Below are 10900 nucleotides of genomic sequence, written 5' to 3' on the forward strand. Positions count from 1 at the left end.
TGCCGCACCGCAGCAGCCGGAATCCGAACAAACACCGACTCCACCGGCACGGCGGCCGGCTGAGCAACGTGCACCATCAACACTCCTTACGAGGCGGAAGCTGCCGAGGCAAGCCGGCGGCGGCGGACGAGTTGCACGGCCAGGGCCACGGCCAGCACCGCCACACCGTAGACGGCCCGCCAGCCCGACTGGAACAGGCTGACCACCATCACCACCAGCAGCAGCAGGTTTGCCGCCGAGCGCAGGGTCAGGCCCCTGATGCGGACGTAGGACACGATGCTGAGCAGGTACATCAGCAGGAAGATGGCGCTCGCGGTAGCCACCGCATCCACCAGCAAGCCGGGGTAGCCCACCAACACCGCGGTGCTCACGGCGAACAGCGCCGCCAGCAGCAGCACGGCCCGGCGCGGCACCCCCTTGGCGGTCGTCCTTGCCAGGCCGGCCGGCAGGATCTGGTGGGTAGCCGCCTCCGCGACCAACCGAGACACCCCCCAGATCCAGGCCACCGCGTTGAGGGTCATGGCGAACAGCGCGATGGCCGTCACGCAGTAGGTGACGAGCCGGTGCGGCCTGATGGTGCCGGCCAGCTGCAGCAACCCGGCGACCTGGTCGACGTCGGCGCGGTTCACCCGAACCGCGATGGCGACGGTGAGCAGGATCGTGAACAGGCCGTACGCGCCCAACGCGATCGCGCTGACTGGCAGGAAGTCCCGCTCCGGCCGCCGGAACTCCCGGCTGAGGAAGGTCAGGTTCTCGAACCCCGCGAAGGTCCAGAACGCCAGCACCACCGCGGGCAGCACCGGGCCCGGGTTGCCGAGGTCCGGGCTGAGCATGTGCAGTCCGGACCGCGCGGTCGGCAGCGCGAAGATCAGCAACACCGTCGCCATCGCCACCAGCGCCCAGGTGGTGGCACCCTGCAGCCGGGTGTTCGTCTTGACCCCGAACAGGTTGGAGGCCAGCGCCGCCAGCAGCACCACGATCGCCGCGACCACCTCGGCCGGCCGGCCGGCCTCCAGCGCGTTGCCGACGTAACGGCCGGCCACCAGCGCACCGGCTGGCAACCCGATGATCACCAGGGCCAGGAACAGCACCGGCACGCACCGGGCCACAGCATCTCCCAGGCCGTGCCGGATGAAGGCCTCGATACCGCGACCGTCGGGATGGCTGCGCACCATGTCCTCGAACATCAGCAGCATCGGCAGGCACAGCAGGGTCGCCAGTATCCACACCAGCAGGCTGTTGCGGCCGGCCGCGACGTAGACCGCCGAGGGCAGGAACAGGATGCCGGAACCGGCCACCGAGCCGATGGCCAGCGGGATCGCCTGGCGCCGGGTAAGCCCGATCCCGGCCGGCCGAGCCTGTCGTTCCCGCTGCCCGCGGTCTGAGCTCATGCCGGATCGGTCTCGTTTCCCCAGGTCAGCACCCGCCCGCGGTTGAGGATGCCGGCCGGGTCCAGCAACGCCTTCAGCGACCGCATCAGTTCCATTTCCTCCGGCGAGCGGGTGTAGCCGAGATACGGCCGCTTCTCGAACCCGATCCCATGCTCTGCCGAGATTGAACCAGAGCTCCTGGACACGCACCCATACACGATGTGCTCGACTTCGGCCTTGCGCTTGCGGGTCTGTTCCCCAGTGACCACCGCGATGTGGACGTTGTCATCGCCCAGATGGCCGAACACCAGCAGCTTGACCTGCGGCCACCGCTCGGTGAGTTCGGCACGCATCCGCTCCAGGCAGTCCTGCAGGTCGCGAGCCGACACGCTGACGTCGAAGCCGAACAGCGGCTGCATCCGCAGGATCTCGCTCGGAATGCGCTCGCGGGCCTGCCAGAACACCGCCAGCTCCGCTGCCGTGTCGGCCACCGCCGAGTCCAGCAGCACGTGCTCGATGCTGGCCAGGCAGGCCAGCAACGCCTCGCTGTCCGCCTCGGGCCGGCCGCCCTGCACCTCGGCGAGCACGTACACCGGATACCCCATCGGCAGCGGCAGCCGCAGGTCCAGCCCGTCCAGGACCGCGTAGGCGTCGGCCCAGACCACTTCGAAGGCGGTCAGCATGCCGGGCAGCTGGGCCCGGATGGCGGTGAGCAACTCCAGCGCCCCGGCGACGTCGGCCACCGCGCAGAATACCCCGGTCCGGGTGCGCGGCGCCTGGCGCAGCGCGAGCGTCGCTGCCGTCACCACCCCGAGGGTGCCCTCGCTGCCGATGAACAGCTGCTTGAGGTCGAAGCCGGCGTTGTCCTTGACCAGCGGGGTGGACAGCTCCAGCAGCCGGCCGTCGGCCAGGGCCACCTGCAGCGACCGGACGTGCTGGCGGGTCATGCCGTAGCCCACCACGTTCACCCCGCCGGCATTGGTGGCCACGCACCCGCCGATGGTGGCGCTGCCCTTGGACGCCAGGTCGATCGGCACCACCAGCCCGTGCCGGGCCGCCTCGTCCTGCAGGTCGGCGAGCGTCACCCCGGCGCCGGCAGTCACCGTGGCGATCGCCGGGTCGATCTCGCCGATCGAGTCGAGCCGCTCGGTGGACAGCACCACCTCCTCGGGGCCGGGAACCCCGCCGGACACCAGCCCGGTCATGCCGCCCTGCACCACCACCGGCTGCCGGTGTTCGGCACACAGCCGCAGCACCCGGGCCACCTCGGCCGGCGTGCCGGGGCATACGACGACGCTGGCCACGCCCTTGCGGTCGCTGCCCCACAGGTCCTGGACGTGCCGGGCCGGCACCTGCTCGCCCACCAGCACATGCTGGCGGCCGACGACCTCGGCAAGCGCGTCGACGTGCCGGAGCACCTCGGGTGCGGCGGGCGCGGTCATGCCTGCCGGTCCCGGGGCAGCTCGTGGTTGGCATGCACCGCCTGCAGGCTGGTGCGCACGTGCACCAGGTAGCCGTCCGGGCTGTCCAGGGCCCGGCCGAGCGCCGGACCGACCTGCTCGGGCCGCTCGACCCGCTCACCGGGGACTCCGAAGGCACCGGCCCAGGCCACGAAGTCGGGATTGGCCAGCCCGGTGCCGCAGTCGGAGTCCGGGAAGTAGCGGGCCTGGTGGTCGCGGATGGTGCCGTAGCTGGCGTTGTCGGCCACGATCACCACCGGCGCCCGGCCGGCCGCCCGGGCCACCGCCAGCTCGTTGCCGGTCATCAGCAGGCCGCCGTCGCCCACCACCGCCACCGCCGTCGCGGCGGGGTCGCGCAGCACCGCCGCGACGGCGGCCGGCACGCCAAAGCCCATCGCGCCGCTGGCCAGTGCGAGCAGCCGCTGGCCCGGACGAAGCCGGACGTAGCGATGGACCCAACTGCTGAAGTGGCCGGCGTCCAGGGTGAGCACGGCACCGTCGGGCAGCCGGGCGTCCAGCTCTCGGGCCACCAGGGCGAAATCCAGGCCGTCGTCGGTGGTCCGGATTCGGGGCGTCGCCAGGTTCGCGGCCAGCTCCTGCCAGCCGGCCTGCCAGTCCCGGGAGGCGGCGGGCCACTGGTGGCCGGCCAGCTCGCGCAGCACCGCCAGCGGGTGCTCGGCGTGGACGGCCAGCTGGTGGCCGGCGTACCAGTGGGCCAGCTGCACCTCGTCGGGGCGGCCGCCCAGGAAGACCACCAGGTCGGCCTGGGCCAGCCTGTCCCGGAGCTGCTGCGGGGAGCCCAGGTGCAGGTGACCGGCGTAGCCGGGATGCCGGTTGTCCATCAGATCCTGCTGCTTGTTGCCGGCCAGCACCGGAACCGCGCTGTGCTCGGCGAACCGGGCGAGCAGCTCAGCCACCTCGGGCCCCGGCCCGCCGGCCACCCGCAGCAGCTGCCCGGCGATCAACACCGGACGCTGGGCCGCGGTCAGCGCCCGGACCAGGTCACCGGCTCCGGTGCCGCCGGGTTCGGTGCCGCCGGCGGGACGGCCGGCCACCGGTTCCCGGTCGCCGTCCGGTTCGGGCACCTGATCGGCGAAGACGTCCTCGGGCACGATCAGCGACACCGGGCTCGGCTCCGGCCGGGTCAGCAGCGCGGCCACCTGCTCGAGCACACCAGCCAGGCCCGGTCCGTCGGGCACCGTGAACACCGGGGCCAGGCCGCCGAGGAAGCCGGTGAGGTCGGTGCCCTGGAATCCGGTCACCGGATCGGTCCCCCGCCGCGGGCCACCGACGATCAGCAGCAGCGGCGTCGGGTCGGCCCGGGCGGCGTCCAGCGCGATGCTGGCGTTGGTCGCGCCGGGCGACCGGTTCACCGCCACCACCGCCGGCCCGCCGCGCAACCGCGCATCGGCCACCGCGCACAGCGCGGCGCCGGCCTCGTGCCGGGAGGTGACCAGCTCGACACCGGCCCTGCCGGCGTGGCCGAGCAGTGGCAGGAACGCCTCGCCCGGCACCGTGAACAGCCGGTCACAGCCGAGCGTGTCGTGCAGGAACGTCAGCAGCTGCTCGGCCACCGTCCGGCCGGCGGAGCCGGCCGCCGGAACGGGCGTGGTCGCCACCGCCGCGGCCGCGCCGGAGGTCATCGGCCGCCTCGGGGGTCGAGGTACTCGCCGGTTGCGGCCTCCGGCGGCCAGACGATGACCGCGTCGTCGGCGCTGTCGCCCACCGCCCGGTAGTGCTGCAGCACCAGCTCCGGCGGCTGGTGGTACCCGTCCTGCTCGGACCAGCCGAAGCTCACCGGGCCCCGCCAGGTGTCGAAGGTGCCGCTGGTCAGTGCCGCGTGCAGCGCGGCGCGCTCGCCGGTGCCGGCCGTCTTGGCGGCCTGGGCCAGGATGGTGACGTCGGTGAAGGAGTTCAGGGTGTTGTCCGGCGGGTAGCTGCCGAAGTCGCGGTGGTAGGTCTCGACGAACCACCGGCCGATCGGGGTGAGGCCCTCCCAGCTGGGACTGAACCGGGTCGCCGGCCACACCACTCCGGCCCCGGCCTCGCCGGCCAGCCGCCAGTAGTCGGCCGAGCGCATCGGGAACGGGAAGCACACCATCATCGGGATGCCCGGCAGCAACCCGGCTGCCCGCGCTCCGTCGATGACCAGGTAGTTGGTGCGCACCACGCCGGCGTTGAGCAGCAGGTCCGGCCCGAACTGCGCGGCCTCGCCCAGCTGGGCGTCCAGGTCGGCCACCCCGTCCTGGGCGAAGTCGATCCGGTGCAGCTGCACTCCGGGCACCGTGCTGGCCAGCTCGTCGCACAAGGTGTCGGCCAGCATCTGCCCGAACACCGTGTCGGCCGCCAGTACCGCCACCCGCCGCCAACCCCGGCTGGCCACGAACGCCGCCATCATCGGCGCCCGGTCGGCGATCGAGAAGTAGGTGCGAAACACCTGGCGCCGGCCGCGGGTGACGGTGTTGTGGCCGTTCTCGACGAAGATCGGCAGGCCGATCTCCTCGGCCACCTCGGCCACCACCGGAGCGGTGCGCAGGTGCCACTGGCCGACCACCGCGCTCACCCGGTCCAGGAAGGCGAGCTTGGCCAGCCCGCCCACCGCCGAGCGGGACATGTGCTCCACCGTGGCGCTGCGCTGGTCGTTCTCCAGCAGCAGCCGGACCTCGACGCCGAGGTGCTCGGCGGCGTACCGGGCGCCGAGCACCGCGCCGCGCACCACCAGTTCACCGGCCACCGGGTCGCCGGGTCCCGACAGCGGTGTCAGCACCCCGATCGGCAGCGCCGACTCGCCGGCGTCGCGGTTGTGGGTCGCGACCAGCTCCCGGGCGCGGGTTTCCTCATCGGTCAGGACGGCACCGGACAACTTCTGCTCCTCCTGGGTGTCTAGACGCCGAAGCGGCTGCGGTAGTCGGACGTGCTGGCCAGGATGCCTTCGGCGGTCAGGCCGAACTCCTCGGGGGTGTAGCGGTGGGCACCGTGCGCCCCGGCCCGGTGCCGCTGCAGGTGGCCGGAGATCGCCGCGTGGTACTGCTCGGTGTAGGGCAGGTCGAGGAACTCGCAGGCCCGGCGCATCGTCGCGTGCGGGTCGGCGACCAGCTCCCGGTAGCGCACGTCCAGCACCGGACGCCCCGCCACCAGCTCGTCCCTGGCCTCGGCCAGCTGCCGGGACCGGGTGGTGATCCGCCGCTGCCACAGCTCGCCGATCTCGGCCAGGTCCTGGCTGTCGCTGCGGGCGCCGCGCACCGTCCGGCACAGGCTCGCGGTGGAGACCACCGACTCGACCGGATCGCGGTGCAGGTGGATGAACCGGGCCTCGGGATAGGCCCGCACCAGGTCGGACAGGAACCAGGTGTGGAACGGGCACTTGAGCACCGGCACCGGCACGCTGCCGTCGTCGCGGCGGTGCGCCGACATCAGCGCGTTGAGCTGCCGGCGGTGCCAGCGGTAGGGCTCGGTCAGGTCCTGGGCATGCAGCCACTCGCCGTAGGAGGGCACCCGGTAGCGCATCTCCAGCACCATGCTGGAGAAGGTGTTGGCCAGCAGCCGGTGGCACTCGTCGGGCATCCCGGCGTCGATGAAGTGGATGCTGGGCAGGCTCGGCGCCAGCCGGAAGTACTCCTCGACGTAGGCCTGGGCCTGCTTCTCCAGCAGCACCCGCTCCTCAGGCCCTGCCAGCGCCGTCTCCACCGGGTTGGCCAGCTCCCACAACAGCGGGCTGTGCACGTCCGGGTGCAGGCCGAACAGGTTGTGCACCAGGGTGCTACCGGTCCGCAGGAAGCCGATCACGAAGACCGGCGAGCCGAGATCCAGGGCGGCGATGTCGGGCCGGCTGTGCTCCAGCGCCTCGGTGTCGGCGATCACCTGCAACCCGCGCAGCAGCGAGCGCCGCACCGGTTCGGCGTCGGCCGGCCGCAGCCGGGCCTCGGAGTCCAGGGCGGCGCAGAACTGCTGCAGTCCCGCCAGGAACGGCAAAGTGGTCAACCCAGGCTCCCTTCCAGCAGCCAGCCGGCGCGATCCCGGGGGGCTTGGCCGCGGCGCAGGTCGTCGAGATTGTCGAGGAAGGCGGCGGCCACCGCGGCCGGCTCACCCGGGAAGCGGAACGCGCAGTGCGGCGAGACGACCAGCCCGGGCACCTGCCAGGCCTCATGGTCGGCCGGCAGCGGCTCGACGTCGTGGACGTCGAGGAAGGCACCAGCCAGCCGGCCGGCCCGCAGCGCCTCGTACAGCGCCTCGGTGTCGACGGTGCTGGCCCGCCCGACGTTGACCACCCGGGCGTGCGCCGGCAGCCCCGCGAGCACCTCGCGGCTGAGCGCGTACACCGTGCCGGGACCGCCCGGCAGGCAGCCGATCACCGCGTCGAGGCCGGCCGCCTCGGCGGCCAGGCCTGCCAGGCCGATGGTGCGAGCGGCTTCGGCCACCGGGCTGGCGCCGTCCCGGGTCACCGCCACGGTGCGCGCACCGAGTGCCGACAGCCGGCTCAGCACCGCACGGCCGATCCGCCCAGCTCCGAGCACGCCGACCGTGCTGCCGGCCACCAGGGTGGCCGCGGAGGAGAACCAGGCCCGCCGCTGGCCACTCGCCAGCCCGGCCAGATCCTTGGTGAGCAGGAACAACCCGGCCACGGCGTACTCGGCGACCGCCGTGACCGGCACCCGGCTGGAGGTGGTGACCAGCACGTCCGGGCCCAGCCCGGCTGGTTGCAGGTGATCGACCCCGGTGCCGGTCAGGTGCAGCCAGCGCGGCCCGGCCAGCCCGCGCAGGCTGCCCGGGCCGAACTGGTAGCCGATCACGGCATCCGGGCGGTAGTCGCCGAGGCCGGCCGCCACCGGGTCGGCAGGCTCGGCGCCCTCGACCACCCGCAGCCGCAGGCCGGCCTGCCCGTCCAGCGCCGCGACCAGTTCGCGAGCCATGCCGCAGTGCGTGACCAGGACATCGAGGCAGTCCCAGTCAGACACCCGCACTCTCCGCACGGCGAGCCGCGAGCAGTTCGGGCACCGGGTCGGCGCCGTGCTGGGAGGCGATCTCGAGGACGTCGGAGGTGTTGCGCCGAACCTGCTGGCCGACCCAGTCGAACATCCAGCGCACCAGTTCCTCGGTGGGCACGTCGGAGGGAGCCAGCCCGGTCAGGATGCAGCCGGTGACGGCGGCCCCGCCCACATTGGCCACCACGTCGGGCACCACCACGGTGCCGGCCGACCGCAGCGCCTCCTTGGCGGCCGCGGTGCAGCACAGATTGCCGCCCTCGACCACCACGTCGGCGCGCAGCCGGCTCAGGTTGTCCTCCCGGATGGCGCCGCCGCCGGCGGCCAGCACCAGCACCTCGGCATCGACGTCCAGCCATCCCTCGGGCTGGTTGAGCACGGTGACCGACTGCGGCAACCGGGAGCGGTCGATGGTGCCGGCCGCGTCGGTGATCTCCAGCAGCTCCGACACCGGCAGGCCGTCGGGATCGCTGATCGTGCCCAGCACGTCGGCCACCGCGACGATGCGGTGCCCGTATGCCTGCAGGTTCTTGGCCACCGACCGGCCCACCGTGCCGAAGCCCTGGATGGACACCCGGCGCTGCCGCTCGTCCGAGCGCAGCCGCAGGGCCGCGATCGCGCTCTCGGCCACCCCGTAGCCGGTGATGTCCTTGAGGTGTCGCCACAACTCGGTCCAGTCCGCGCGCATCTCGGTGATGCCCGGCCGGCGCCGCACGTCGTAGCCGGCCTCGACGAAGAAGACGTCCCGATCGTCGTGGGTGGTGCCCTGGTCGCACCCCAGGTACACCCCGCCGTGCAACAGCGGCGCGACCGAGCGGCCGAAGGCACGCAACACCTCGTCGCGATGCTCGGGTACCGCGACGATGCCCGCCTTGGCACCACCGATCCGCAGGCCGACCAGCGCCAGCTTGACCGTCATCGCGGCGGCCAGGTCGCACACCTCCTGCTCGGTGACCGAGGCGGTCATCCGAGTACCTCCCATGGCCATGCCGTCGACGAGCGAGTCCACGACCACCCACCCGGTCAGGTGATGGGCCTGGTCGCGGATAGCAGTCGACAGCAGTGGCGAGTGCTTGGCTGAATGCAGCCGGTCGTCAAGTAGCTGGGTCACGCAATCCCCCAACGTCGATGAGTAGGGCGATTCTCCCTATCGTGGGTAGCCTCGGGCAAGGCGCACACATTCTGGCAGATCAGGCGGTCGCTGTTGACTGCCCCCCGGCCCATTTGCGGTCTCGCAGTCGCCTCGTCCCGACCGCAAAACCGTGCTCGGGTCAGCCCGTGCGGCTCGTCGCCCGCGGCTGACCCGCAGTCCTTGGCCTAGCTCGGGCTGGCGGTGGCGGCGAACTCGGCGGCGTCCTGCTCGACCTGCCGGCGGGGGTAGAGCCAGGCCAGCAGCGGGCCGGCCATGGTGGTGGTGATGACGGCCATCACCACCATCAGGGAGTACAGCTGTCCGTCGAGGAAGCCCAGTTGCAGGCCGACGCTGAGGATGACCAGTTCGGTGAGGCCGCGGGTGTTCATCAGGGTGGCCAGCACGGCGGCGTCCCGGTTGCCGGCTCCTTGCACCCGGGCGCCCAGGTAGGCGCCGACGGTCTTGCCCAGGATGGCGACCAGCATGATGAGCACCAGTTCGCCCCAGGCGGCCGCTCCCAGGTCGGACAGGTCGACCTTGAACCCGGCGACGATGAAGAAGATCGGCAGCAGCACCAGGGTGGTGACCGGTTCGATCCGGGCCACGATCTGGCGGCGGGCGCCGTGCAGGCCGTCGCGGGGCATGACCGCGCCGAACAGGAACGCCCCGAAGATCAGATGCACGCCCATCCATTCGGCGGCCCAGGAGGACAGCAGTAGGCCGACGACTACCGGTACCAGCAGCTCGGCCGGCGGGGTGCCCCGGTTGCTGCAGGCCGTGACCAGCCAGGCCAGCAGTGGCCGGATGACGGTGAACATGATCACCACGAAGACCGGCAGCAGCAGGGTGCGCCACTGCCCGGACCCGCCGCCGCTGACGGTGACCGCCACCGCCAGCAGGCCCCAGGCCAGCACGTCGCTGATCGCGGCGCTGGCCAACGCCACCGCCCCGAGCCGGGTCTGGGTCATCCCCCGGTCCGACAAGATCCGGGCCAGCACCGGAAACGCCGTCACCGACATGGAGGCGGCGAAGAACAACACGAAGCCGAGCCGGCTGCCGTGCTGGTGGTCGGTGTAGAGGTAGAGGCCGAGGCCCGAGCCGAGCAGGAACGGCAGTACGGTCGAGCCGACCGACACGCTGATCGGCATCAGCTTGCGCTCGACCACGGTGGCGTGTTCCAGCTCACACCCGACGATGAACATGAACAACGCCAGCCCCACATTGGCCAATGCGGCCAGCAGCGGGCGGATCTCGGTGGGGAACAGCGTCGAGGCGATCTGGCCCCCGAACAGCGTTGGGCCCATCGCGATCCCGGCAATGATCTCACCGATCACCGGCGGCTGACCCAACCGGGCGGCCAGCCAGCCCAATACCCGAGCCAACACCAGAATCGCGGCCAAACCCAGAAACAGCGCCTGGATCTGATGGGTGGGCACAGGCAACTCCTTCGTCGCCGCGGGTAGAAAAAGACATTAACCCATCCTCGGCGCACCCGGCGGAACTCCTAATCCGGGCGCTCGGTCCGGCACCGAGCCGAGCCGGCAGCCCGGGAACCGGCTCGGCCGGCCCCGCGGTGCGGCTGCCCGGCGCGCCAAAGCCCGGACGGGCTCCGGTCGCAGACACCGGACTCGCAGACACCGGACTCGCAGACACCGGACCTCTTCGAAGCCATTACCGATCCGCGGCGCCGCGATACCGGCAGCGCCTTTCGGGCCGCACTGAATTATCTGGTCCCGTCAATTCGCAGGAATCGAATTTCGAAATACCACTCACTATGTGCCGTTCCCGTCGCGGCCGGAACCGCGGCAGGCACCGGCCGGCATTTCCGGTACCGGTTCCACCGGACGCCGGGCGAGGCAGCCCGTCGGCCCGCGCGACGAGCCGGGCCGGGCCGCAACCCCGCTTCCAGGGCAATCCTGGAGTGGCATCGCGGGCTGAAGGCTGCTACCGGACGAG

General features: G+C 72.1%; 8 protein-coding genes. All 8 read right to left on the minus strand.

Annotation, left to right across the window (positions count from 1 at the left end; all coding sequences use genetic code 11):
* Positions 1-86: 86 nt before the first annotated feature.
* Positions 87-1391, minus strand: a complete 1305-nt coding sequence (locus tag VLJ82_RS18475; RefSeq protein ID WP_408664831.1) for an APC family permease — start codon at positions 1389-1391, stop codon at positions 87-89.
* Complete coding sequence (locus VLJ82_RS18480; RefSeq protein ID WP_408664832.1) at positions 1388-2812, minus strand: FAD-binding oxidoreductase; 1425 nt, start codon at positions 2810-2812, stop codon at positions 1388-1390. Before VLJ82_RS18480 ends, VLJ82_RS18475 begins: the two co-directional genes overlap by 4 nt.
* Entirely contained in the window at positions 2809-4473 is a 1665-nt protein-coding gene (locus VLJ82_RS18485) for a thiamine pyrophosphate-dependent enzyme (protein WP_408664833.1), read from the minus strand. Before VLJ82_RS18485 ends, VLJ82_RS18480 begins: the two co-directional genes overlap by 4 nt.
* On the minus strand, positions 4470-5693 hold the full coding sequence (locus VLJ82_RS18490; RefSeq protein ID WP_408664834.1) for an ABC transporter substrate-binding protein: 1224 nt from the start codon (positions 5691-5693) through the stop codon (positions 4470-4472). Before VLJ82_RS18490 ends, VLJ82_RS18485 begins: the two co-directional genes overlap by 4 nt.
* Before the next feature lie 20 nt (positions 5694-5713).
* Positions 5714-6811 carry a sulfotransferase family protein gene (locus VLJ82_RS18495; protein WP_408664835.1) on the minus strand — a complete coding sequence of 366 codons (1098 nt, stop codon included), beginning with the start codon at positions 6809-6811 and terminating at the stop codon, positions 5714-5716.
* Complete coding sequence (locus tag VLJ82_RS18500) at positions 6808-7785, minus strand: NAD(P)-dependent oxidoreductase (protein ID WP_408664836.1); 978 nt, start codon at positions 7783-7785, stop codon at positions 6808-6810. Before VLJ82_RS18500 ends, VLJ82_RS18495 begins: the two co-directional genes overlap by 4 nt.
* On the minus strand, positions 7778-8923 hold the full coding sequence (locus tag VLJ82_RS18505; protein WP_408664837.1) for a Glu/Leu/Phe/Val dehydrogenase dimerization domain-containing protein: 1146 nt from the start codon (positions 8921-8923) through the stop codon (positions 7778-7780). The genes VLJ82_RS18500 and VLJ82_RS18505 overlap by 8 nt, the downstream gene beginning before the upstream one ends.
* A 206-nt stretch (positions 8924-9129) precedes the next feature.
* Positions 9130-10380, minus strand: a complete 1251-nt coding sequence (locus tag VLJ82_RS18510) for a cation:proton antiporter (protein ID WP_408664838.1) — start codon at positions 10378-10380, stop codon at positions 9130-9132.
* Positions 10381-10900: the final 520 nt, after the last annotated feature.

The sequence above is a fragment of the Jatrophihabitans sp. genome, assembly GCF_035474675.1.
Classification (GTDB): domain Bacteria; phylum Actinomycetota; class Actinomycetes; order Mycobacteriales; family Jatrophihabitantaceae; genus Jatrophihabitans_A.